The sequence below is a fragment of the Nosocomiicoccus ampullae genome, from assembly GCF_001696685.1.
Lineage (GTDB): Bacteria > Bacillota > Bacilli > Staphylococcales > Salinicoccaceae > Nosocomiicoccus > Nosocomiicoccus ampullae_A.
The window spans coordinates 791-26893 of the sequence record NZ_MBFG01000010.1; the positions used below are offsets into that span (position 1 = coordinate 791).

The 26103-nt window shown below is 38.5% G+C and carries 22 protein-coding genes, 6 tRNA genes and 1 rRNA gene; 27 read left to right on the forward strand and 2 right to left on the reverse strand.

From position 1 onward, the window contains the following. Positions 1-26 precede the first annotated feature (26 nt). From rrf to BBS29_RS05105, 14 genes are all read left to right on the forward strand, one after another. Positions 27-140, forward strand: a 5S ribosomal RNA gene (gene rrf, locus BBS29_RS05040). 17 nt (positions 141-157) lie between these two features. Next, positions 158-229, forward strand: a tRNA-Asn gene (locus BBS29_RS05045). 7 nt (positions 230-236) lie between these two features. Next, positions 237-308 (forward strand) — tRNA-Glu (locus BBS29_RS05050). A gap of 24 nt (positions 309-332) precedes the next feature. Next, positions 333-405 (forward strand) — tRNA-Val (locus BBS29_RS05055). A 9-nt stretch (positions 406-414) separates the two neighbouring features. Continuing rightward, a tRNA-Tyr gene (locus tag BBS29_RS05060) sits at positions 415-498 on the forward strand. Between the two features lie 6 nt (positions 499-504). Continuing rightward, positions 505-576 (forward strand) — tRNA-Gln (locus tag BBS29_RS05065). Between the two features lie 3 nt (positions 577-579). Then, a tRNA-Lys gene (locus tag BBS29_RS05070) sits at positions 580-652 on the forward strand. A gap of 131 nt (positions 653-783) precedes the next feature. Next, positions 784-1692 (forward strand): arginase, encoded by a 909-nt coding sequence (rocF, locus tag BBS29_RS05075; protein ID WP_068129595.1) that lies wholly within the window; start codon positions 784-786, stop codon positions 1690-1692. A 101-nt stretch (positions 1693-1793) separates the two neighbouring features. Beyond that, the gene (locus BBS29_RS05080; protein WP_068129601.1) at positions 1794-2732 is read left to right on the forward strand and encodes a helix-turn-helix transcriptional regulator; all 939 of its coding nucleotides are present in this window, start codon (positions 1794-1796) and stop codon (positions 2730-2732) included. 17 nt (positions 2733-2749) lie between these two features. Further along, complete coding sequence (cdaA, locus tag BBS29_RS05085; protein WP_068129604.1) at positions 2750-3571, forward strand: diadenylate cyclase CdaA; 822 nt, start codon at positions 2750-2752, stop codon at positions 3569-3571. Further along, entirely contained in the window at positions 3558-4496 is a 939-nt protein-coding gene (locus BBS29_RS05090) for a CdaR family protein (protein ID WP_068129606.1), read from the forward strand. Before cdaA ends, BBS29_RS05090 begins: the two co-directional genes overlap by 14 nt. Before the next feature lie 9 nt (positions 4497-4505). Beyond that, positions 4506-5852 carry a phosphoglucosamine mutase gene (gene glmM / locus BBS29_RS05095; protein ID WP_068129620.1) on the forward strand — a complete coding sequence of 449 codons (1347 nt, stop codon included), beginning with the start codon at positions 4506-4508 and terminating at the stop codon, positions 5850-5852. 165 nt (positions 5853-6017) lie between these two features. Continuing rightward, positions 6018-9686, forward strand: coding sequence for a S8 family serine peptidase (locus BBS29_RS05100; RefSeq protein WP_068129622.1), 3669 nt, complete (start codon positions 6018-6020; stop codon positions 9684-9686). A gap of 50 nt (positions 9687-9736) precedes the next feature. Continuing rightward, complete coding sequence (locus tag BBS29_RS05105; RefSeq protein WP_068129625.1) at positions 9737-10252, forward strand: C40 family peptidase; 516 nt, start codon at positions 9737-9739, stop codon at positions 10250-10252. Positions 10253-10282: 30 nt separating this feature from the next. Here BBS29_RS05105 and trhO read toward each other — a convergent pair whose 3' ends face one another. After that, positions 10283-11266 carry an oxygen-dependent tRNA uridine(34) hydroxylase TrhO gene (gene trhO / locus BBS29_RS05110; RefSeq protein WP_068129634.1) on the reverse strand — a complete coding sequence of 328 codons (984 nt, stop codon included), beginning with the start codon at positions 11264-11266 and terminating at the stop codon, positions 10283-10285. A 161-nt stretch (positions 11267-11427) separates the two neighbouring features. Between trhO and BBS29_RS05115 the strand changes: the two genes are divergently transcribed. The 9 genes from BBS29_RS05115 to purD all read left to right on the forward strand — a co-directional run bounded on the left by BBS29_RS05115 (position 11428) and on the right by purD (position 21702). Then, on the forward strand, positions 11428-12078 hold the full coding sequence (locus BBS29_RS05115) for a DsbA family oxidoreductase (RefSeq protein WP_068129638.1): 651 nt from the start codon (positions 11428-11430) through the stop codon (positions 12076-12078). A 146-nt stretch (positions 12079-12224) separates the two neighbouring features. Beyond that, positions 12225-12707, forward strand: a complete 483-nt coding sequence (gene purE / locus BBS29_RS05120) for a 5-(carboxyamino)imidazole ribonucleotide mutase (protein ID WP_068129642.1) — start codon at positions 12225-12227, stop codon at positions 12705-12707. Further along, the gene (gene purK, locus BBS29_RS05125) at positions 12694-13800 is read left to right on the forward strand and encodes a 5-(carboxyamino)imidazole ribonucleotide synthase (RefSeq protein ID WP_068129644.1); all 1107 of its coding nucleotides are present in this window, start codon (positions 12694-12696) and stop codon (positions 13798-13800) included. Before purE ends, purK begins: the two co-directional genes overlap by 14 nt. Before the next feature lie 30 nt (positions 13801-13830). After that, the gene (purL, locus tag BBS29_RS05130) at positions 13831-15993 is read left to right on the forward strand and encodes a phosphoribosylformylglycinamidine synthase subunit PurL (protein WP_068129646.1); all 2163 of its coding nucleotides are present in this window, start codon (positions 13831-13833) and stop codon (positions 15991-15993) included. 24 nt (positions 15994-16017) lie between these two features. Continuing rightward, the gene (gene purF / locus BBS29_RS05135) at positions 16018-17400 is read left to right on the forward strand and encodes an amidophosphoribosyltransferase (protein ID WP_371440541.1); all 1383 of its coding nucleotides are present in this window, start codon (positions 16018-16020) and stop codon (positions 17398-17400) included. A 2-nt stretch (positions 17401-17402) separates the two neighbouring features. Beyond that, positions 17403-18422, forward strand: a complete 1020-nt coding sequence (gene purM, locus BBS29_RS05140) for a phosphoribosylformylglycinamidine cyclo-ligase (protein WP_068129660.1) — start codon at positions 17403-17405, stop codon at positions 18420-18422. Continuing rightward, entirely contained in the window at positions 18415-18972 is a 558-nt protein-coding gene (gene purN / locus BBS29_RS05145) for a phosphoribosylglycinamide formyltransferase (protein WP_068129670.1), read from the forward strand. The genes purM and purN overlap by 8 nt, the downstream gene beginning before the upstream one ends. Beyond that, complete coding sequence (purH, locus tag BBS29_RS05150) at positions 18969-20447, forward strand: bifunctional phosphoribosylaminoimidazolecarboxamide formyltransferase/IMP cyclohydrolase (RefSeq protein WP_068129673.1); 1479 nt, start codon at positions 18969-18971, stop codon at positions 20445-20447. The genes purN and purH overlap by 4 nt, the downstream gene beginning before the upstream one ends. A 13-nt stretch (positions 20448-20460) precedes the next feature. Then, entirely contained in the window at positions 20461-21702 is a 1242-nt protein-coding gene (gene purD, locus BBS29_RS05155) for a phosphoribosylamine--glycine ligase (protein ID WP_068129676.1), read from the forward strand. Positions 21703-21758: 56 nt separating this feature from the next. On the opposite strand, the gene BBS29_RS05160 is transcribed toward purD, so the two are convergent. Further along, the gene (locus BBS29_RS05160; RefSeq protein ID WP_040929530.1) at positions 21759-22037 is read right to left on the reverse strand and encodes a hypothetical protein; all 279 of its coding nucleotides are present in this window, start codon (positions 22035-22037) and stop codon (positions 21759-21761) included. Positions 22038-22138: 101 nt separating this feature from the next. Here BBS29_RS05160 and BBS29_RS05165 point away from each other — a divergent pair, with 101 nt between their 5' ends. The 4 genes from BBS29_RS05165 (at position 22139) to BBS29_RS05180 (ending at position 26055) form a co-directional block, all read left to right on the forward strand. Then, positions 22139-22648: a GNAT family N-acetyltransferase gene (locus BBS29_RS05165; RefSeq protein WP_218836839.1), complete on the forward strand. Its 510-nt coding sequence runs from the start codon at positions 22139-22141 to the stop codon at positions 22646-22648. A 29-nt stretch (positions 22649-22677) separates the two neighbouring features. Then, positions 22678-23865, forward strand: a complete 1188-nt coding sequence (locus BBS29_RS05170) for a dicarboxylate/amino acid:cation symporter (RefSeq protein WP_068129682.1) — start codon at positions 22678-22680, stop codon at positions 23863-23865. A gap of 141 nt (positions 23866-24006) precedes the next feature. Continuing rightward, positions 24007-25152, forward strand: a complete 1146-nt coding sequence (locus BBS29_RS05175) for an MFS transporter (protein WP_068129686.1) — start codon at positions 24007-24009, stop codon at positions 25150-25152. 3 nt (positions 25153-25155) lie between these two features. Further along, positions 25156-26055, forward strand: coding sequence for a hypothetical protein (locus BBS29_RS05180; RefSeq protein WP_068129689.1), 900 nt, complete (start codon positions 25156-25158; stop codon positions 26053-26055). Positions 26056-26103 lie beyond the last annotated feature (48 nt).

The following is a 26103-nucleotide window of genomic DNA, read 5'->3' on the forward strand; positions in this document are numbered from 1 at the left end:
TGCTTCTATTTGGTTTTGAGTGTATGTCTAGTGACGATGGCGGAGAGGCCACACCTGTTCCCATGCCGAACACAGAAGTTAAGCTCTCCAGCGCCGATGGTAGTTCGGTTGACCCGTGCTAGAGTAGGACGTCGCTAGGCACTCATTTTTATATTATTCCGCAGTAGCTCAGTGGTAGAGCTATCGGCTGTTAACCGATCGGTCGTAAGTTCGAATCTTACCTGCGGAGCTTTTATGGCCCCTTGGTCAAGCGGTTAAGACACCGCCCTTTCACGGCGGTAACACGGGTTCGAGTCCCGTAGGGGTCACTTTTTTATACAATTTTATAACTTGGAGAATTAGCTCAGCTGGGAGAGCACCTGCCTTACAAGCAGGGGGTCGGTGGTTCGAGCCCGCCATTCTCCATTTTTTTATGGAAGGGTAGCGAAGTGGCTAAACGCGGCGGACTGTAAATCCGCTCCTTCGGGTTCGGCAGTTCGAATCTGCCCCCTTCCACCATTATATTGGCCTGTAGCCAAGCGGTAAGGCAACGGATTTTGGCTCCGTCATGCAAAGGTTCGAATCCTTTCAGGCCAGTATGAGCCGTTAGCTCAGTCGGTAGAGCATCTGACTTTTAATCAGAGGGTCACAGGTTCGATTCCTGTACGGCTCACTAATAGCACTAGCAATAGCTAGTGCTTTTTTTATGCATAATATATACATGAAAACGTTTTAATTTACATATTGTTTATCCATCTCACCTCATATAAACTATATATATAATACATAAAGGTGGGTTTTAATATGTCATTTGAGATTGACTTAATTGGAGCAACAACAGCATTTGGGCAAGGTAAACCTGGAGTGACTTTTGGACCAGATGCTTTAAGAATCGCGGGCATTGTAGAAATGCTTGAACAAAATGGACATACTGTTACTGATGTTGGAAATATTATCGGTAACTATCCTCATAATTTTACTAAACAAAATATTAAAGTAACAGATGATCTTAAAAATTTAGATGAAGTAAGAGACTACTCTGAAGCGCTCGCTAAAGCAACATCATCAAGTGTAGAAAACAATAAATTCCCTTTAACTATCGGTGGGGATCACTCGCTTGCGCTTGGCAGTTTATCAGGAATTGCACCTCACTATGACAACTTAGGCGTCATTTGGTTTGATGCACACGGTGATTTAAATACAGCAGAAACATCTCCGAGTGGTAATATTCACGGTATGATTTTAGCAGAATTATTAGGTGTAGGTAATGATAAGTTAACGTCGGTGAACGGCTTTAATGCAAAACTTAAATTTGAAAACGTCGTCTTAATCGGAGTTAGAGATTTAGACGATGGAGAAAAAGAACTAATTAAAGAAAAGAATATTTTAACGTTCTCTATGAGTGACGTAAGAATACTTGGTTTAAATGAGATTTTAAACCGTACTTTAAAGCATTTAGAGCATACAGATGGTTTACATTTATCATTTGACGTAGACTCAATTGACCCGATGGAAGTAAAAGGTACAGGTACTAAAGTACCAGGAGGACTCTTTACTTCTGAAGTCATCATGTTTATGGAAGAATTAAGTAAAACAAACAAGCTCACTTCAATGGATTTAGTAGAAGTGAATCCTTTACTCGATGAGGAAAATAAAACAGCAGAAACAGCTGTACACGTAACAGAATATTTATTCGGTAAACGTACAAAGTAAGCTAGTGCAATTGCACTAGCTTTTTTAACGTTTATTAAACATTGTTGCATTTTGTTATAAAAACGTTCATACTCTAAAAGAGTGAAACGTGAGGTGTACATATGATTGGTAATAGAATTAAAGAATTAAGGAACAATCAAAAGCTGACTCAAGAAGAATTGTCTGAAGGCATCGTATCGAGAACGTATTTAAGTTTAATTGAAAAAGGATCGGTTCAGCCATCGAATAACGTGCTTGTTAAGTTAAGTGAACGACTTGGTGTAAATGTGAATGACTTGATGGTTGAAAGTAAGAACTATCAATACAGCGATATCGATATGAGTCGTGAGATAATTTTTTATGAAAATAAAATTCAAAATGAAGAATTTGACGTCATTGAACAATTTATCGACAACCACTATGAAGAAAAAGAAGATATTAAAAAGTTAGATCTAGCGAGAATCTATTTAATATATGGAGAATATTATTTAAATCGATCTCAATACAAGTTATGTAAACGATATCTAGACGATGCAGCAGATATACTGTTAAAAATGCCTGTGAACGATTATTTTATTCGTTATACGAATGTGATCAGTCGCTACTATGTTAAAAATAATGATTATGATGAAGCACTCGACGTTTTAGAACGTGCACTCGTTGAAATGTCATATACGAATCAGTTTCAACTAGAATCGATTCAAAACTTATTTTTAATGGCGAATATTTATTTCGATAAAAAGCAGTACTATACAGTACTTAGAATTATCAATAGAATGGAATATCTATCTCGTCAAGTGAATATCACTTATAAAGAGGACGACGTACGTTATATGAAGGGTATTTGCCTGTATCATGAGAAAAAATTTGATACACTAGAACTAATTACAGCACACAAAACTAATGTGTACGATAAAGTATTGTATTCATATTCACTTCTTGCGAAAGGGGACGTTAAGTCTGCGCTTGATATATATGGAACGATTGAATTCACGCGTGAATTCAATGCATTGAATGAGATAATAGACGAACTCGACGAGCGATTCAAATCTATTATCTAGAGAGGAAAAGAAACGACATGCTTATAGGAAAACTATTTGAAGAAACACCAACACTCCATTTAATTACAAGTATTGTCGACTTATTAATTGTATGGTTTGTATTTTATCAACTAATTAATGTGATTAAAGGGACAAAAGCAATCCAGTTAATCAAAGGTATATTTTTCATAATCATCGGTCGAGCAGTGAGTAACTTCCTTGAACTGACGACGACGACACAAATATTTGACCTTGTACTTCAATGGGGATTCTTAGCAGTAATTGTAATATTCCAGCCTGAGGTAAGACGAGCGTTAGAACAACTCGGACGAGGAAAGATCTTTAAAAAGTCGACGACAAATCGTGAAGACGAATTAGAGAAGTATCGTGAAGAAATGATTACTGCTGTGAAATATATGGCCAAACGTAGAATCGGGGCTTTAATTGTGTTTGAACGTGAAACTGGATTAAAAGACTATATCGAAACAGGAACGCCGATGAATGCAGATTTAACTGCTGGCTTACTAATTAACGTTTTCGTACCGAATACGCCACTCCACGACGGTGCGATGATTGTACGAGACGATAAAATCATTACAGCAGGGAGTTATCTACCGCTATCAGAGAGTAATAAAATCGGCAAAGAACTTGGGACTAGACACCGAGCAGCTGTCGGTATTTCAGAAGTTACAGATGCATTTACAATCGTCATTTCTGAAGAGACTGGTGACGTTTCTACGACTATTGACAGCCGTTTAAGAAAAAATATTTCGATAGAAGAACTCGATGAAGAATTAAAGAAGTACTGGATAATGACATCCGTAAAGAAAGACGGAGGTGGTCTATTTGCTAGAAAGTAAACCGGGTATACTTTTCGTATCACTGATACTCGCGTTATTCATGTTTGCGAGTGCCAATAAGATATTTGAAGATTTTAATCTGTTTGGACAAAGTGGTGGTAATAATACGATTACGATTGAAAATGTACCTGTTGAATTAAAGTACGATGAAGAAAAGTACTACGTGACAGGGGCACAAAAAACAGTCCAAGTGAACTTCTCAGGAACACCATCAAAGTTAAAGCAAATTCAAGCGACAGATAACTTTAACGTCATATTAGATTTACGAAATTATGAGCTTGGTGAGTTTGAAGTGACGTATGAAGTAGAAGGAATACCTGAAGACGTCACAGCAACAGTTTTACCGAAAAAGACTATGGTATCGATTCAAAACTTAGTCGAACAAACATTTGAAGTTCAGGCGGAAGTAAATGAAAGTCGTTTATCATCTAACTATACAATCGAGTCTATTACGACAGACCCAGAAGTCGTCACTGTTAGAGGTGGAGAAGATGATATGGCACGTATACAGTATGTTCGTGCAATGATTTCTGGCACTGAGAAGATTACTGACGCGATTAGAGAAAGTGCGGAAGTGAGTGTCTTTGACGGCGTTTATAACAAATTAGATGTCGTAATCGAGCCGCAGAAAGTTGCAGTAGATATTAAAGTGAAAGAAAATAGTAAAGAAGTGCCGGTCTATTTAAATGTCGTCGGTAGTTTAAAAAGTGGATACCAACTCGATGGTATCTCATTAGAAAATGAGACGATAACAATATACGGACCACAAGATATGCTCGATGAAATCGTCGGAGTCGAAGCGGAAATTAATTTAGAAGATATCGATCAATCCGGTAGTTTTAATGTATCACTATCACTACCAAGTAATATACAAAAAACTGAACCAGCGAACGTAAAAGCTGAAGTCAAAATAAGTAAGAAATAGGAGTTAATTATGGGTAAATATTTTGGAACAGACGGTGTTAGAGGAGTAGCAAACGCGTTTTTAACACCAGAACTCGCATTTAAACTTGGACGTGTTGGAGGCAGTGTTTTACTTGAAAATAGTAAAGAAGAAAGACCGCGCGTTCTGATCGGAAGAGATACACGTATTTCTGGAGAGATGTTAGAATCTGCACTCATTGCTGGATTATTATCAATCGGAGCAGAAGTAATTCGCCTTGGGGTTATTTCAACACCAGGTGTTGCATATTTAACAAAAGATATGGAAGCGGACCTCGGTGTGATGATTTCTGCATCACATAACCCAGTGGAGGATAACGGTATTAAGTTCTTCCAAAACGACGGATTTAAACTCGATGACGAGACAGAAGCAAAAATTGAAAGTATGTTAGAAGAAGATGCTGAATTGCCACGTCCGACAGGTGTCGATGTTGGATTTATAACAGACTTTTTCGAAGGTGGTCAAAAATATTTAAGTCATTTAAAAGCGACAATTGACGGAGATCTACTCGATCAACATATCGTCCTTGACGGTGCACATGGTGCGACGTATTCACTTGCTCCGTACTTATTCGGTGACTTAGAAGCGGACGTTGATACGATTGGCTGTAATCCAGATGGTACAAACATTAACGCTGGATTCGGTTCAACACATCCAGAGAAATTACAAGAAAAAGTCGTCGAACTCGGTGCTGACTTTGGTCTTGCGTTCGATGGAGATGGCGACCGTATCATTGCGGTTGACGAAAAAGGACAGCTCGTCGACGGAGATAAAATCATGTACATCTTAGCAAAGGACTTAAAAGAAAATGGTCTTTTAAATGACGACATGGTCGTAAGTACAGTAATGAGTAACTTAGGGTTTTATCAAGCACTTGAAAAGTTAAATATTAAAAGCGACAAAACAAAAGTTGGAGATCGTTACGTCGTTGAAGAAATGAAAACACACAACTATAACTTAGGTGGAGAGCAATCTGGTCATATTATTATGCTCGACCATAATACAACAGGTGACGGTTTATTAACAGGTGTACAACTCGCACACATCATTAAGAAAAGTGGTAAGACACTAAGTGAATTACATGGTGAAATGGTGAAATTCCCACAGGAACTCGTGAATGTAAAAGTCGAGGACAAATATCACGTAACTGATAACGAAAAAGTAAAATCAGTCATACAATCTGTCGAAGAAGAAATGGCGGGTAATGGACGAATTTTAGTTCGTGCATCCGGAACAGAGCCACTTGTACGTGTAATGGTAGAAGCAGAAACAGAAGAACAAGCGAAATCTTATGCAGAAAAAATTGCTCAAATAGTCGAAGAAGAAATGGGATTATAAAAATTTCATTCATATAAAACGCACATCAACTCGATGTGCGTTTTTTATTTCGGATTTTAAAATAATTTTTATAAATCATATTGCATTTATTTAACTAAAGCGTTAACATAACTGTAAATATCAAATTTTCAGAATTTGATATTTAAATTTTTAGGAGGTTTGTATATGGTAGAGCAACTTAGACGTTTGTTTTTACTGTTCTCGATCGTTCTAATTGTTTTAACCTCGTTCTCGCCACTCGCTAATGCGGCTGAAAATGATTTTGATTTAGACAGCACGCTTAGAGTAGAAGGTTTAAAGCACGATGTTAAACTAACAAAAGAACAACTTGAACAACAGCGAGCAATTGCTGAACAATTAGAACTTATCAATGGTCCAGCAACAATCTCTGAAAACTTAGAAGGAGAGACAGGGCAAGTAGATGTAATTGTCCACTATCGTACGCCGTCTGTAGGGTTAGCGAAAGGTATCGCTAATGCGAAAGGCAAAAACTTTACAGCAGCAGACGAAAAGAAGGTTAAAAACGAAATCGCAAAAGAGCGATTACGTGTTCAAAAAGAAAGAAAGTTTAAGAAGATAAAAGTTAAGGAGAAGAAGAAATACGACGTAGTCTTAAATGCTGAGGCATTAACAGTTGATGCAAAAGATTTAGATAAGCTTTTAGAGCTTAAAGATGTTGCATTTGTTGAAAAAGACACTGTTGTAACTTTAGATCCTGAAATTACGAAAGTACATACTCCAGAATCAGCTGAACTAGCAAAAGGTGAAGATGATGTTTCATCTAACCTAATACCTGGTTTAAAACACCTTGAAATCGAAAAGGTTTGGGAAATCGGTGAAAAAGGTAGCGACGTAAAAGTCGGTGTACTCGACACTGGAATTGACTATAACCACCCAGACTTAAAAGATGTTTATAAAGGTGGACGTAACTACGTAGAAGGTAATGAGTACAAATCACCACGTGCAGCAGATGATCCGTATGAAACTAATCCAGCAGAGCGTCCAGACAATGTTCCAGAAGAAAGAAACGGAAGTGAGTACTGGACAACTCACGGTACACACGTAGCGGGAACAATTGCAGCACAAGGTAACAACGAACATGGTGTTGTTGGTGTGGCACCGAACGTTCAATTATATGCATACCGCGTGCTTGGAGCATATGGTAGCGGATATACGAACTGGATTGTAAGTGGTATTGAAGACGCAGTTAAAGACGGCATGGACGTTATTAACTTATCACTCGGTAACAGCTCAGCAGATGAAGCGCAAGCAAACTCATTTGCAGTTAACAACGCTATGTTACTTGGTACAGTTGCAGTATCAGCGACAGGTAACTCAGGACCTAACCGTTCTACAGTTGGTGGTCCAGCTTCAGGTGCGATTGGTATCGGTGTAGGTAATACAACACTACCAGAGTTAAAATACTACGCAAATGTTACGTTAGAATCTGGAGACTATAAAAAAGAGTTAAAAGACGTACTCTTTATGACATACACAATGAATGAAAATCCAGCAGACCAACTAAGTGATACTGAAGAAGTAGTTGCAGTACCAAATGTTGGTAAAGTAGAAGACTTTAAAGGACTGGATGTAAAAGATAAAGTTGCACTTATTCAACGTGGAGATATTCCATTTGTTGAAAAAGTTCAAAACGCTAAAGAACAAGGTGCAAAAGGGGTTATTATTTATAACTCTGAAAGTGGAAGCGGCGCACCTGGTCCAACAGGATTATTCTTAGGTAAATCATTCCACTACGTACCGACATTAGATGTTGGTTACACTGACGGTAAAGAGTTCAAAGAAGCAATCGACAAAAACAAAGAAGGTAAAGTGACGTTTAACTCATTTAAAGATGAAGTATCAGGTGGAGACAAAATGAACGATTCATCTTCTAGAGGTCCGTCGAAACCAAACTTTGACATTAAGCCGGATGTTTCAGCACCGGGTACAAACATCTTATCTACAGTACCAGTGTTTAAAGCATTCGACGAAAATATGGATTACACATATGCATTCGCAGAGTACACAGGTACCTCTATGGCGACTCCACATGTTGCAGGTATTGCAGCGTTAATCTTAGAGTTAAACCCTGATTACACGCCATTTGACGTGAAATCTGCACTTTCAAACACAGCGAAATTACTCGACACATCTACATTTGATGTATTCGATCAAGGTGCAGGACTTGTACAGCCGTATAGAGCTGCAACGACTGACTCACTACTTAAAGTGAATCATGAAACAGAAATGGACGGAACAGTTCATGAGCATACACGTGGTACTATGTCATTTGGAAAAATACAAAGTGGAGAATCAAAAACTAAAGAATTATTCATCGAGAATAATAGCGGTTCATCTGTAAACTACAACATCGAAATTGAAATGTTATCAGATGTTGGAATTAACCTTAAAGCGAGCGAAACTTCAGTATCAACAGCAGACAATGCGTCTGTAGAATTTACGATTGATGCTCCTGAAGACACACCAGACGGAACAGAAGTCCAAGGTTACATTCACGTGAAGAGTGACCACGGTGATTACAGCGTTCCATTTGCAGCTCTAATCGGTGACGATGCAGGTGGCGAAAGCATTAAGAAAGTTGAATTACAAGACTTACACATTTCACCAAACGATGACGGTGTACAAGATGAAACTGTACTCGACCTTGAGTTTGGTCAACCACAAAGTTATGCGCTTGTTTCATACTTTAACTTACTCGACCCTAAATCTGGTCCAGATAACGATGGGTATGAAGGTACGATTGATTTCTTATTTTTACCAGAATTAAAAAATCAATTACCGATTACAGGTGATATGTACAATATCGTAGATGAAAAACGTGTACCTGGTAAAATTGATGACGGTGTATACACAGTAGATGTTCTATCAATTGATGGACAATCTCAATTAAATTCTGAATTCGATGGTCCATTATTCGTTAAACGTAAAGCGACTGAAATTACAGAAGCTAAAGTTGTCGATGGAAACTTAGATCTCACTGTAGACGATCTTTACATCAACGCATTACCAAAACTTAAAGAGCTTTATGGATTAGACTACGATCCGAACTTATTTGTTAAAGGTAAAGTGAAATTAAGCAACGGTGAAGAAGAGTTAACTGGTAACGGACAATTCACTAAAGAAGGTAAGTTCAACTTCGGTCAGAAGTTCGATACTGCTTACCACTTAACAATCGACTTTGCGGACGCAGCTGGTAACAGTAAGACATATGAGTACACTGTAAACCCTGCTGAAAATGATGTAAAAGAAGGACATCACGAATTACCAAACGAACCAGCACCAGAGCCAGGTGATGACGAAGGAGAGTTTGAAGGAGAAGTTGTTTCATTCGATCCAAACAACTATGACGAATTATTCGTAAATGGTAGAAGTGATGTTGTCGCTGATCTTTCTGAATACAACAGTGTAGCTGTTGAGTTAGATAGCAATGCACTAAATACACTTTCAAAACTTAAAAAGAACAAATCATTAACATTTGATTTAGGTAGTTATGGCGTTAAGTTTAACGTAGATAACTTCAACGAATTAAAAGGCTATGACAACGTATATGTTGTTCTTGAAAGATTTGAATCAGATGGATTATCAGATCAACTTAAAGTAAAACTTATCGGTGAATCAAATGGTGCCGCAGAAGAAGTATCTCAGTTAAATTCAAACTTTGTCGTACTTCTAGAGTCACCAAAACAAAAAGTTAATGTGTTAAATGTTAACTCTGGTGAACAATTCAAAGGTAATGGATTATTTAATAAAAAATCTGGACAACTTGAGTTGAAAACTAAAGAGTTTAGCGCATATGTAGTTGTAGAACAATAGTAAGAACGAGCGAAAGCTCGTTCTTCTATTCTTTAGAAGAGGAGGATTATATGAAGAAGCTAATACTTTCTTTTGTTTTATCAGCATGTGCGTGCTTTGTATTATCAAGCGAAGCGCATGCGTTAATGTTACAGCCGAGTCAACCATTCTCTGAAGAAGAAGAGGAAAATGATTCTATAACGTATACATATGGAAAGTTTGTAGATGAACATTTTGTACAACCTGATACTGACGCTGCGGATTTTGCGTTACAACTAGCTGTAGGGAAACGATATGTATGGGGTGGGAACTCTAATACAGAAGTTGATTGTTCTGCGTTTACACAGCAGTTTTTAAGAGAATTTAAAGGGATTAACATCTCTAGAACAACATATGATCAAGTGAGAGAAGGTACACGAGTAGAAAACCCTGAACCAGGAGACTTAGTGTTCTTTAACGACTTTGCACACGTTGGTGTATATGTTGGAGATGGAATGATGGTCGACGCATTAAATCCAGACGAAGGTGTCGGACTACGTGCAGTATCATATGTCCATGGTAAAGTGGACGGGTATTATAGATACTAAAAAACACGTCACAATTGTGACGTGTTTTTATTATGCGCGTGGTCCGATCATTTCAGTTTTAGCAAAGTCACTATTACGCATTGCTTCAAGGCGTTCTTCGACTTCTTCTTGTGGAATGTTATGAACCGTAATATATCTGTTTCTAGGGTGCTCTGCACATTTCATTGAGCAAGCGCCTAAATGATTGTGTTGGTTTTCTTCGCTACATAAAATTTGTGCGTTACACTCTGGGTTCGCACAGTTGACGTAGCGTTCACATGGTGTGCCGTCATAATGATCTACACCGATAACTGTTGGGTCGACTTGGTTAATCGGTACTGTTAGGCGTTCATCAAATACGTACATTTGACCGTCCCATAGTTGACCTTTTGTATTTTCGTCTTTAGCGTAAGTTGCGATACCGCCGTGAAGTTGTCCGACGTTTTCTCCAATACCTTCACGTTTTAACCAGCCAGAGAATTTCTCACAACGAATTCCACCTGTACAATATGTTAAGACACGTTTACCTTCAAATAGGTCTTTGTTTTGTCTTACCCATTCCGGTGTATCTCTAAATGTTGAAACTTCAGGTTTAATTGCACCGCGGAAGTGTCCAACGTCATATTCGTAGTCATTTCTTACATCTAATACTACAGTGTTTTCATCTTGAATGGCTTCCATCCACTCTTCAGGTGATAAATAGTCACCTGTAATTTCGTGTGGGTTAATGTCATCTTCTAAACTTAAGTTCACGAGTTCAGGACGTGGACGGCAATGCATTTTCTTAAATGCGTGTGTATCAGCTTCGTCAATTTTAAACGGCATTCCTTTAAAGAGTGGGTGATTGTTCATGTACTCGATGTACTTTTCAGTCTGTTCGTAATCACCAGACACTGTACCGTTAATCCCTTCGTTCGCAACTAAAATACGGCCTTTAAGACCGAGGTCTTTACAAAACTGAAGATGCTCATCAGCAAATTCTACTGGATCTTCAATCGTAACGTAGTGGTAATACAGTAATACTCGATATTTCATTTTGTTTTCTCCTATCATACATATAATTGCAAGTTATACCCGATAGATAATCATGCATTAAATATTATAGCAGAAACGGCCTGTTTTCGCATGATACTGTTCAAAAAAGTATAATATTTGGTAAAATAAAAGTACGACTATTTGAAATTAGGATGAGCTGTATGAATATTAAAATATATTTAGATATCGCATGTCCGTATTGCTATATCGCTAAAAAGAAATTTGAAGAAGCGTTAAAGGAATTTGACGAAGTCGACTTTGACATTGAATATAAAAGCTTTGAACTCAACTATGAAGCACCAAAATATCCAGAGGAAACGTTGATTACGTCATTATCAGAAAGAACCGGTGTGTCTGAAGAAGAAATTAAGAGACAATACCGTATTTTAATCGAGTCTGCAAAAGCAGAAGGTATTGAATTGAATCTAGAAAACGTTGTGCCATCAAATACACGTGATGCGCATCGTTTATTAAAGTTTGCTATTCAAGAAGGAAAAGGTAGTGAAACGTTAGACGAATTATACTATCGTAACTTTAAGTTGAACGAAAACGTTGCTGATAAAAATGTGCTTTTATCAGTTGCTGAAGCGGTAGAACTCGATACAGCACGCGCAAAAGAAGTGATTGAAGATGAATCAGAATTCGCTGAACTTGTACTCGAAGACTTTAATTACGGGAAAATTCTCGGCGTTCAAAGTGTGCCACACTTTATTTTTAACGAGCGCTTTAAAATGAACGGAGCAGCTGAAGTAGATTTATATATTTATGCAATTGAAAAAACATTAGATGATATGAAAAAGGGCGATTTATAATTTAAATCGCCCTTTTTTTATGTTTGTTTTCGTTAAAACACAAACATTCGCTTTTAAAAAATAAAAAAACGTTCGTATTTTCGGTTTTTTGTCGATGTTTTATGTGGTATATTATTAATGAATTCTTAAAAAACGGAGTGAGTATTTTGGTAGTTAGTATCGTAATGGGTAGTTCTTCTGATTGGCCAACGATGAAAAAAGCAAAAGACATGCTCGACTATTTCGGGATTGAAACAAATGTCGAAGTCGTAAGTGCGCATCGTACGCCTAAAAATATGTATGAATTTGCTGAAAATGCAAAAGAAAAAGGGACGAAAGTAATCATCGCAGGAGCTGGCGGAGCAGCACACTTGCCAGGGATGATCGCTTCGATGACGAACGTACCAGTCGTTGGCGTACCGATTCAAACGAAAGCGTTAAGCGGTGTCGATTCGTTATATTCTATCGTTCAAATGCCAGGTGGTGTACCAGTGGCTACGATGGCAATTGGTGAAGCTGGAGCGACGAATGCTGGAATTTATGCGGCGAAAATGATCGCGATAGAAGACGAATCAGTCTATGACAAATTAGAAGCATACACAAAATCATTAGAAAAAAAAGTGGAGGATATGCAAAATGACCTCAAGTAAGACGATATTACCAATGAAAACAATCGGGATTATCGGTGGTGGACAGCTCGGTAAAATGCTCGCACAAAGTGCCCTTCGAATGGGTTATAAAGTTGCGATTTTAGATCCATCTGAAGATGCCCCTGCTCGTGCGACGTGTCACGAATTTATTCATTCGGACTTTAGTGATGAAAGTGCGCTTAAACAACTTGCAGAAATGTCAGATGTTCTAACGTATGAATTTGAAAACATCGATGCACATTTACTGAGAGATTTAGTCGAACATCACTATGTTCCTCAAGGTGCAGAGACAGTACTCACCCTTCAAGACAGAGAAACTGAAAAAGCAGCAATTCAAAAATCAGGAGCGACAGTCGTACCGTATCAAACGACGAATACAAAAGAAGAATTGCAGCAGTTTATCGAAAAACATGATTACCCTGTGATCGTAAAAACTGCAACAGGTGGTTATGATGGTAAAGGGCAATATTTAATTGAGTCAGAAGAAGATATTAAAGACGTGCCATTTGGAGACGTTGAACTCGTAACAGAAAAATATATCGACCTAGAACGAGAAGTGTCGTTAACAGTAGCAAGAAGCGCAAGTAGTGAAACAGTCGTCTTCCCACTTCAAGAAAACTTACATCGCAATCAAATTCTGTATCGTACGATTGCACCGTCAAGAATTGACGTATTTGAAGAAGCGAAACGACAAGTCGAACTCATCATGGAAGAGTTACTATTCGTCGGAGTCTTCACAGTAGAATTTTTCGTCGACAAAGACAACAACGTCTACGTCAATGAAATCGCACCAAGACCTCACAACTCAGCACATTATACGATTGAAGCGTGTAACATCAGTCAGTTTGACGCACATATATTAGCGGTATGTGATTTACCATTACCAGAAGTTTATCAGCATCAACCAGCGATTATGATGAACTTACTCGGACAAGATTTAGATCGCTTAGAAGATGAATTATATAAACACTCAGGCTGGAACGTTCACTTATATGGAAAATCAGACCGTAAACCTGAACGTAAAATGGGCCACGTCACAATACTCACAGATGAAATCGAAACGACATTAAACGATATTAAACAACATTTCTAAAATAAGAAATTAAAACGTTGGAGGAAAATAATGACTAAATTTAATGAACCTACTGCACAACAAATTGCCGATGAGAAACTATATACACAAATGGGCTTACGTGAAGATGAGTACGACAAAGTCGTTGAGTTATTAGGAAGACAACCAAACTACACAGAAACTGGGATTTTTGCGTCTATGTGGAGTGAACATTGTAGTTACAAAACATCTAAAACATTTTTACGCCAATTCAACTCAAAAGGTGAACGCGTATTAATGGGACCTGGTGAAGGTGCAGGAGTTGTGGATATTGGCGACAATGAAGCGGTCGTATTTAAAGTGGAATCTCATAACTCTCCGTCAGCGGTTGCGCCGTTCCATGGCGCTGCGACTGGTATTGGAGGAATTTTACGTGACATCGTATCGATCGGTTCAACGCCAATTGCGCTCGTAAACTCTCTTAGATTTGGTGAACTAGATAACGATAACAGTAAGTGGTTATTAAAAGAAGCAACAGACGGTTTACAATTCTATGGTAATACGATGGAAATTAGCGCTGTAACTGGAGAGGTAGAATTCGATGAACGTTTCCAAGGACGTCCACTCGTTAACGCGATGGCGGTCGGTTTAATTAATCATGATGATATTCAAAAAGGACTCGCACAAGGTGTCGGGAACAAAGTCGTTTATGCAGGTCTTGAAACAGGTAAAGACGGCATTTTAGGTGCATCATTCTCAAGTGAAGAGTTAGGTGAGGACCGTAAAGTAGAAATTCCAGATACTCAAGAAGGATATCCTGAAATCGGTAAACGTTTAATGCACGCAACACTAGAAGCAATCAAACATGATAAGCTCGTCGGTATTCAAGATATGGGTGCAGCGGGTCTTACTTCATCTTCAGCAGAAATGGCAGCTAAAGGTGGATACGGTATTGAAATGCATTTAGATAAAGTACCTGTATCTGACGATACAATTTCACCATTTGAAATGATGTTATCTGAAACACAAGAGAGAATGCTTCTCGTCGTAGAAGACGGTTCAGAAGAAGAATTTCTTAAAATTTTCGAAAAACATGATTTACCAGCCGCTGTAATCGGTGAAGTTACTGAAGGTGAATCACTCGTTTTATATTACGAAGGTGAAAAGTACGCAGACCTTCCAACTGAACATTTAGAAAACGCACCAGAAGTTATCTTAGAAGGTAAAGAAAGAGAATTAGATGAAGCAAGAGTAGACTATAGTAACGAAGATTTAGTCGATGTCTTTAAACAACTCATTCACCATCCAACACTTGGAGATAAGTCATACATTTACAACAAATTCGATCGTAAAGAAGACACGCTACAAGGCTCTGGATTTGGTGCAGGAATTGTCCGTATTGGAGACAGCAATAAAGCGATTGCTGTAGCGATTGACGGTAAAGGACGTTATGTTGAAGCAGATCCATATAACGGTGGGAAAGAGACAGTATTACACGCGTTTAGAACGACACTTGCAACAGGTGCGTTACCAATTGCGATGACGGACGGTCTGAACTACGGTAACCCTGAAAATAAAGAAATGTATGAAATTATTAAACAGTCAACTAAAGGTATGGCTGAAGCATCAGTTGCTGTAAATACACCAGTAATTTCAGGAAACGTTTCGTTATATAACGAGACAAAAGACGGCCCAGTATTACCGACACCAATTATCGGTATGGTCGGTTTAATTGAAGACGTGACGTATTTAACTGAGCGATTTGTAAAAGAAGGCGACAGCATTTACGTCGTTGGAGAGTTAACACCTGAATTTAGTGGAAGCCAAATCGAAAAACTCGTCGACAACACAGTGCGTCATACAGAACGTACGGTTGATTTAGATAAAGAATACGCACGTGGTATGGAGTTAAGACAACTATTATTAGATGGTGATTTAGAAAAAATCGCACCGATCGGTCGTGGTGGTTTCATTATCAAACTTGCACAACTCCTATCGCACTATGACTTAGGGGCAGACGTTCAATTAGACGTTCGTGGTGATCTATTATTCAGTGAAACAGCAGGTACGTATATCGTAGTTGGTAAAAAAGGATTAAATATTAAAGACGCTGTAGAAATCGGTACAGTGACAGGTGAAAACTTTAAAGTGAAAGCAGAAGGCTTAGAATTAGACTTACCGATGTCAGAAGTAAAAGAACTATATGAAACAGCAATTACAAGTCGCTTAAATTAAGAATAACTGGAGGAGGAATTTAGCGTGTTTGGTATATGGGGTCATGAAAATGCATCAGAACTCACATATATCGCGCTCCATAGTTTACAACATCGAGGACAAAACGGTGCAGGTATCGTCGCATCAAATGAGGACTACTTATTTGGTGCGCGCGGTATGGGCCTTTTAAATGACGCGATATCTAAAGAACAGCTCGAGTCATTAAAGCCGTTTAAAAATGCGATTGGACACGTCCGTTATGCGACAAAAACTTCGTCTGAACTCGCAAACGTCCAACCGATATTACTAAAAAGTTATTCTGGTGACTTAGGTATATGTCATAACGGTAACTTAACGAACGCGATACAATTACGAAAAGCTTTAGAATCTGAAGGGTCAATCTTTCAAACGACGACAGACGTCGAAGTGATGGCGCATCTTTTAAAACGATCTAAAGCAAGAACTAATAAAGATAGAATTAAAAGTGCACTTAGACAAGTCAAAGGTGCTTTTGTATTTTTACTACTACAAGAAAATAGTTTAACGATTGCAATGGATAACCACGGTGTTCGTCCGTTAATGCTCGGACGAATTGACGATGCGTGGTGTGTCGCGAGTGAAACGTGTGCATTTACTGCAATCGGTGCGGAGTATGTCCGTGATATTGAACCAGGTGAATTTATAACGATTACTGACGACGGTATCGACTTTGATAAGTACTCTTATGTCGAGCGTCCAAATTTATGTTCGATGGAATATATTTATTTTGCGCGCGCAGACTCAGAGTTTCGTCATCAGTCCACATACCGTATTCGTAAAGCGCTCGGAGCTGCACTTGCGAAAGAGTTTAAACATGAAGCAGATCTCGTTATCGGGGTGCCCGATTCAAGTCTCGCTGCAGCGAGAGGTTTTTCATCAGAATCTGGTATTAAACAAGAGGCTGGACTACTTAAAAATAGATATGTCGGACGTACGTTTATTACACCAGGTCAAGAAGCTAGAGAACGTGCAGTACGTATGAAGTTATCTCCGGTGAGAGATATCGTTGAAGGGAAACGAGTCATCGTCATCGATGATTCAATAGTGAGAGGGACGACGAGTAAGTATATCGTTCGCGCACTGAGAAAAGCAGGCGCAACAGAAGTGCACATGGGTGTCTCGTCGCCGCCGTTAAAAGATCCGTGCTATTACGGTATCGACGTCTCAACTCATGCAGAGATTATCGCTTCAAGAAAGTCTGTTGAAGAAATTTGTGAAGAAATTGATGCAGATTCTCTCACGTATTTATCTGTCGAAAGTATGCATGACGTCTATAGACAATTCGGTTCTAGAGGTGAGTGTGACGCATGCTTTACAGGAGATTATCCGATTGAAGTTGTGGACGATTTATTACCACAAGAAAAAGAACAAAAATCTAAAGGAGTTTAATTATGTCTGAGCAATATAAACAAGCTGGCGTAGATATTGAAGCAGGGTATGAAGCGGTTAAACAAATGAAAGTGCACGTACAACAAACTATGCGTAAAGAAGTACTCGGAGGTCTTGGAGGCTTCGGTGCAGCGTTTGATTTATCGCAGTTAAATTTAAAAGAGCCAGTACTCGTATCGGGTACGGATGGTGTTGGTACGAAGTTACAACTTGCGATCGACTCAAATCGCCACGATACGATTGGAATTGACGCAGTTGCGATGTGCGTGAACGATATTTTAACGACAGGTGCAGAACCACTATTCTTTTTAGACTACATTGCTGTAAATAAAGTAGTCCCTGAACAAGTTGCTGATCTCGTTAAAGGCGTAAGTGAAGGATGTAAACAAGCAGGATGTGCGTTAATCGGTGGAGAAACTGCCGAGATGGGTGATATGTACGATGAAGGTGCGTATGATATCGCAGGATTTGCAGTCGGTGCAGTTGAGAAATCAGAATATGTTGATTTTAATAGCGTCAATGCTGGAGACGTCATTATCGGGTTACCCTCAAGTGGTATTCATTCAAACGGATATTCACTCGTACGTAAAATCATTAAAGATAACAACGTTGACGTAAACGATACGTTAAACGGTACGCCGTTAATTGACTTACTACTCGAGCCAACTCGAATCTACGTCAAACAAATACTTAAACTCCAAGAAGACGTTAAAATTAAAGCGATGAGCCATATTACAGGTGGAGGTTTCTATGAAAACATTCCACGTGCGTTAAGAGAAGGGCTCGGTGCTGAAGTGGACGTGACAGACGTTAAAGTACCTGAGATTTTAGAGTGGTTAATCGACCAAGGAAACATTAACCGTGACGAGGCGTATAACGTCTTTAACATGGGCGTAGGTTTTATGATTGTCGTCGATGAAAACGATAAAGACAAAGCACTTGAAAACTTAAAAGCGTCAGGTGAAAGTCCAGTCGTTTTAGGTAAAGTAGTGAATGAAGAAGGACTTACAATCCATGGTTAATGTTGCAGTTTTCGCTTCAGGAAGCGGAAGTAACTTTGAAAATATCGCGACGAGCGACTTACCACTGTCTATAAAAGTATTAATTGTCGACAATAAAGACGCAAAAGCAATTGAACGCGCAAAACGTTTAAATGTACCGTATGAAATTGTCGAAAGAAGCGGTAAAACTAAAGAAGAGTTTGAAGCAGAAATATTAAATATTTTAAAAGACAAAAATATCGAGTACATATTACTCGCAGGATTTATGAAAATTTTATCCGCAGAATTTATCGATAGATACGACCGTAAGATTATTAACATCCACCCGTCGTTATTACCGAGCTTTAAAGGTAAAAACGGCATATTAGATGCTTATAATTACGGTGTAAAAGTCAGTGGAGTTACGGTTCATTACGTCGACAGTGGTATCGATACTGGTGAAATTATCGATCAAGAACCAGTAGTTTTAAGAGATGACGATACGTTAGAAAGTTTTGAAGAGAAAATTCACGAAGCCGAATATAAGTTATATATTCGCGCGCTTAAAAAAGTGTTGGAGGTAAAAGAATGAGAGCGTTACTCAGTGTTTCAGATAAGACAGGAATTACTGAATTTGGACAGAAACTCGTAGATAACGGCTACGAATTATTTAGTACAGGAGGTACGCTTAAAGCGTTAGAAGACGCGAACGTCCCTGTAAAAAGTGTGTCAGAACTCACGCACTTCCCTGAAATTATGGATGGCCGAGTGAAGACATTACATCCAGCAGTACATGGTGGTTTACTTGCAGATCGTAGTAAACAGTCTCATTTAGATGAACTAAAAGAGCAAGATATTGATTTAATCGACATGGTTGTCGTTAACCTTTATCCGTTTGAAGAGACGGTAAAAGATGAAAACGTAACGATTGAAGATGCGATTGAAAACATCGATATCGGTGGTCCGACGATGTTACGTGCAGCGGCTAAAAACTATAAACACGTACTCGCAGTAGTAAACCCAGCTGATTACGATGCGGTCATTAGCCGAATTCAAACCGATGACTTAACAGAAGATTTTAGAAGAGAGCTAATGGTTAAAGTATTTAAACATACGACAAATTATGACCAAGCAATCACGAACTTCTTTAGTCAAGCTGAAAAAACACTTCGTTACGGTGAGAACCCGCACCAAAAAGCACGTTATATTCGTACGACAAGTGCACCGAACACGATTTTAAATGCAAAGATTTTAAACGGAAAAGAGCTATCATACAACAACTTCCGTGACGCAGATAGTGCGTATTTACTCGCGCGTAAATTTAACGGTCCTGTAGCAGTTGCTGTTAAACATATGAACCCGTGTGGTGTCGGCGTTGGCGATACGATTTACGACGCGTTTCAAAATGCTTATGACGCAGATCCACAGTCAATATTCGGTGGAATCGTTGCGTTAAACAAAGAAGTCGATTTAGAAACAGCAGAAGCATTAAGCAAAATCTTTTTAGAAGTGATAATTGCACCTAAGTACACTGCAGCGGCATTAGAAAAACTTCAAGAGAAAAAGAACTTACGTGTATTAGAAATTGACTTCACTGAACAAACAGGCGATGAAGAAATCGTTAGCGTATCAGGTGGGTATTTAATCCAAGATAGAGATAACGCTCCGTTAAATATGGATGACGTAACAGTCGTAACGAAAAAAGAACCGACAGACAGTGAATACCGTGCACTTGCTCTCGCGTTAGAAGTTGTTAAGCACGTAAAATCAAACGCGATTGTACTTGCTGATGAACATCGCACAGTCGGTATCGGTGCAGGTCAAATGAACCGTGTCGGTGCGTTAAAAATTGCGATTGAACGTGCAACAAAAGAATTAGATGGTACGGTCGTTATGGCAAGTGATGGGTTCTTCCCAATGCCAGACTCTGTACAAGTCGCACACGAAGCAGGCATCAACGCAATTATTCAACCAGGTGGATCTAAGCGTGACCAAGATTCGATTGATTACTGTGACGCACATGATATGACGATGGTCACAACTGGTATGAGACACTTTAAACATTAGGAGAGAATAATATATGAATACTTTAGTTATTGGAAGCGGTGGGCGAGAGCATGCGATTGTGCGTGCATTGAATCGCTCAGATAGAGTAAATGAAGTATTTGCGTTACCTGGGAATGACGGCATGACGGAAGCGACTCTTGTCGAAGGGATCCCAGTTTCTGAGTTCGACCATATTGGTGAGTTTTGTAAAGAGAATAATGTTGAATGGGTTGTGGTTGGTCCAGAAGATCCATTATCTGAAGGCATTGTAGATAGACTCGAGGACAAATTTAACTTAAAAGTATTTGGTCCTAGAAAAAATGAAGCACAAATGGAGTCGTCGAAATCATTTACAAAACACTTAATGAAAAAATACAGCGTCCCAACAGCAAGCTACGAAGTGTTCACAGATAATGCGAAAGCAACAACGTACTTAGAAAATGGTGATTTTCCAATCGTCATTAAAAAAGATGGACTTGCAGCAGGTAAAGGTGTCATCATCGCTCAAGATTTAAGCGAAGCAAAGAAGGCGCTCGATGAACTTATGGAAACGGACGGCGAAGTCGTCATTGAGGAATTTTTAGACGGGGACGAATTTAGTTTAATGGTCCTAGTAAATGGTGATACGTTCACGCCATTTAACATTATCGCACAAGACCATAAACGTGCATTTGATAACGATGAAGGACCAAATACTGGTGGAATGGGTGCATATGCGCCTGTAGATTATATTTCTCAAAATATAATCGATGAAGCGGTAGATAAAATTGTACGTCCGACGGTAAATGCAATGGTTAATGAAGGATTAAATTATTTCGGGATTCTTTATCTCGGTGCCATCATTACAAAAGACGGCGTTAAAACAATCGAGTATAACGCAAGATTCGGTGACCCAGAAGCACAGATTCTTCTCGACTTATTAGAAACAGATTTTGTTGAAATGTTAGAGAGTATGTACAATAAACAGCCCCTTCAATTATCGTTTAAAGATGAATATGCGGTTGGTGTCATACTCGCTTCAGAAGGATATCCAGGTGATTATGAGAAAGCAAAAGAGATCATAATCGAAAAAGATACGATGTCTGATATTTACGTCAGTGCGCTAAAGCATTTAGACGGTGACACATATGAGTCAAATGGAGGCCGTGTATTACTTGCGATTGGACGCGGAGAAACAATCGAAGAAGCTAAAGAAAATGCATATGATACACTATCTAAAGTGAAATACGAATCATCAGATTTCTTTTATAGAAAAGATATCGCATATAAAGCATAAAAAATATCCTCTTAAGTTTATTACTTAAGAGGATATTACTATGTAATCAATAATAATTACTTCTGATGTGCTCTTACATTTTTATCAGTAAAGCCTTTAAAATGATAAAACGCGCCGTAAATTAAAGCGAACGGTAAGACGAATAAGATAAGGAAGAAAATACTTCCAACAAACTGTCTAAATCCAAATTCGTTAAAGAATTCTCCGCTCGTCGCGTCAAGTAATGGTGGTAGGAATGCGAAGTAGTAAATCGCTCCCAAAACAATAAAAGCAAAAATGTAAAAAATAAAATTCTTAATGTGGTACGGTTTTGTGTCTTTATCGTACTTAAACATTTAGGCACCGCCTTTTTTAAAATTGTCTTCAAACTTGATATATATATCTGTATAATATCATGTATAAGAAATATTTTAAAGCACTGAATTTAATAAGGAAGATGAATATGGGGATAAGAAAAGGTAAAAATTCTGATATTGACGACATAATGTCAATAAAAAATGCCGTTGTTATACTTATGAAAGAAAGCGGAAACAACCAGTGGAGCGAAAGTTATCCAGCACGTGACACGCTTTTAAATGACATAGAGAACGAAAACTTATATATTTATGAAGAAGATGGGAAAGTACTTGGTTTTATCGTTGCAGATAATCATCATGCATATGAATACGATGATATTCCTTGGGAGCTTGCAAGATTAGATAGTATTGCTTTTCATAGGGCTGCAGTCGACCCAAGAGCACAAGGGCAAGGTATCGCCTCGAAATTATTTGACGAAGTTGAATCATACTTCAAAAACGAAGGGTATCTCGGTGTCCATACGGACACCAATCTAAATAACCTTCCAATGCAAAAACTATTCGAAAAGCGCGGATACGAGTACAAAGGTAAACTAAACCTTCATAACAATTTAAATGAATGGTATGTTGCATACGAAAAGGTGTTTTAGAAATTAAAATAAGACTAGGAGGATAAAAAATGAAATTACTTCTTAAGTTATTTTCAGGAATCATTGCCGGAATTATTGTTGGTTCAATTTATTACTTCTCGGCAGATGGCACAACGTTCCACAGCATTATGGAAATCGTCACACGACTATTCATCACAATGCAAAGCATACTCGGATCGTTTATATTCTTTTTAATTCCGTTAATTATATTTTTCTTTATTGCTGACGGGGTTTCTTCTATTGGACGAGGTGCCGGAAAAGTTGTCGGTGCAACGATAGGAGTTGCATACATCTCTACAATTGGTGCAGGACTTTTAGCATTTGTCGTTGCTAAATTCTTAATGCCAATCGTTACTAAAGGCGGACAAATTCAAGAGGAAGGAACAGAGCTCGGTCCACTGTTAGAGTTTGATATCCCGGCACCGCTTGATATTCTAACGGCGCTAGTACTCGCGTTTTCAGTTGGTATCGTCATTAACATCATCAAAGCTGAGACGATGAAACAATGGATACATGACGGTAAACAGGTCGTTGAGTTTTTAATCGAAAAAGTAGTCATTACAATTTTACCATTCTACATCGCAGGGGTATTTGCTGGAATGGCATCTACAGGTACAGTGTTTAAGACACTTTCTGTATTTGGAGTCGTATTACTCATCGCGATTGCACTCCACTGGATATGGATTACAATTCAGTATACAATCGCAGGTTCATTACTTGGTAAAAATCCATTTAAGATGATTAAAACAATGCTCCCAGCATACGTAACAGCACTCGGTACAATGAGTAGTGCAGCGACAATTTCAGTCACACTACCAAAAGCAAAAGAGATGGGAGTACGAGACAAAATCGCAGATTTTGTTATCCCACTCGGAGCGAACATTCACTTATCAGGTTCAGCAATTACAATTACATCATGTTCTATTGCTGTAATGAGTGTATTACCAGAATACGATACACCTGGTCTGTTAAAAATGCTCGGATTCGTATTACTGATTGGTGTCGTGATGGTAGCAGCACCTGGTGTACCAGGAGGCGCAGTAATGGCAGCAAGTGGAATACTCGTATCACATTTAGGCTTCAACGAAGCGGCAGTCGCGTTAATGATTGCATTATATATGGCACAAGATAGCTTTGGAACTGCAGCAAACATCACAGGTGATGGTGCTATTGCAGGTATCATCGATGCTTATGACCAAAGTTTAAATAATAAATAACGAACAACGCTCCTGATTTAGTCAGGAGCATTTTTTGTGATGAAATATGTTAGAAGTGTAGTAGCATCAACCTCGCACCATGACTTTATACATCTATTTTAATATAATAGAACTATTACATAAATGTAGGGAAGGTTTAGTTTGAGAAAGTTAATATACGTCATTATAATCATATGTTTTTTAGATTTGTTTGTTCAATTCCCGATCGTTACGCCGTACGCGCTTGAACTTGGTGCAAGTGAGTTTATGGCGAGTGTCGTCGTTGCAGCTTATTCTGTAACAAATATACTCGGTAACGTTCTCGGTGGATATTTTTCGGATAGATTTGGTAGGAAGAGAACACTTCTTCTTGGAATGATTCTACAAGTACTAATTATTAGCTCATATATATCGACGCCAACGATTGGTGTGTTAATTGGTATTCGCGTCGTGCACGGATTTACGAGCGGTATGATTACGCCGGCTGCGTTTAGTTTAGTTCAAGATATTTCTAGACGTGAAGCGATCGGTAAAGCGATGGCGCTAACTGGTGTTTCGATTGGACTCGCTGCGATTTTCGGTCCTGCAGCAGGAGGTATTCTTTCAAGTATGTATGGATACGCAAACACGTACTTAGTACTAGCACTTGTGTATGTAGTTGGGCTTTTACTTACGATTGTTGCGGTTAAAGAAAGTACAACTGTACAGTCGAGAAGGGAATATAATGAGACGAAATGGACGACGTTAATTACGAGACGTCCGTTAGTCATTGCATACATTTCGTCTTTAGCGTTAATGACGTCAATGGGTGCTTTATCTTTTGCATTACCGATTAAAACGATGTCGCTCGGATTAGATGATCGAGTGACAGGGATGCTTTTAAGTGTGTTTGGAATTACAGCTGTAATCGTATTTGGATCTCCGTTAAATAATATGTTTAACCGAGTCGCTGTAAACAGATTAATAAAAATCGGTCTCGTCATTATTTCGCTTGCGATGATTCTCATTCACTTTGGACAAGGTATGAGCATGTTGTACGCAGCACTCGGTATATACGGAATAGGATATGCGCTCGTATTCCCATCGATGAATAAATTAATCGGCCAATTTACGACGATGAGTGAACGTGGGAAAGCGAACGGTATATTTTATGCGTTCTTCTCAGTTGGATCAGTTGTTGGTTCTACACTTGCTGGGTACTTTACAGAACAGTTTACGATTCCATTTTTCAGCATGGCAATCGTATTAATAGTGTTGTTAGTAGTATTTGCAGTACTCGATAGAGGTATAAACTTTAAAGAGGTGTAACGCATGAAAAAGATATTACTCATTGGTGTTTACGGAGAAATTGGTAGAAATCTGTATGACACTTTAAAAGATACAAATGAACTGTATTCGTTTATGAGCAAAGAAGATACGGAAACGTTAGATAAAATTCACCCAATTTATTCAAATCCATATAAATTAGAACATATGGTTGAAGTGGTTAAAGGAATGGATTTAATTATATTTTTTGAAGATCCGATTATGAGGTTTAGCAAAATCACACAAGGGCGTTTCGATACATTCTTTGAACTCATTGCAGATAACGTCGGCCGTGCAGCCGAATATAATGGTGTGAAAGACATTATCTATATATCAGAAGAAATATTACATGAAGACGTGAAGCGTACGTTGACATCGTATGACGTTAACGTGATAACGACTGATACGAGAGTGAAGCGCCTCGGTAAAAGTTTAAAATATAATAACTCTCATAACAAAACGATGCGCAGTGCACAGCGCGCTGAAATACCGAGAGGTTGGACGCTTGAAGGAGTTATGAAATATTACTTTAAATGGCTCGACGAAATTATTTTCGGTATGTTTAAAATTGAGTCTGTTGGCGATGAAATCCACATGACGATAGAAACATCTCGAACACCATTACTCACATTAAGGCGTAGAAAAAACACACCTGAAAGGCAAATCGTTTTTGACGTCGTCGGAGGACGTTTAGCTAAAAGAAGTGACAGTTGGTTAGAATTTAGAGAGTTAAAACACGAAAAATCATTCATTATGGCATTACATGATTTTGATCCTGCATTACCATGGCCAATATATGCAATCACTCAAGCACCGCTTCACGGTTTAGTGAGCCGTATATATCAAATGGAAATGATTATCAACGATACGATTATTGAAGAAAATATTAAAAATAATCCAGAATAATAGAAGTGGATTCCCACTTCTATTTTTTATTTTAAAAATATCTGTATT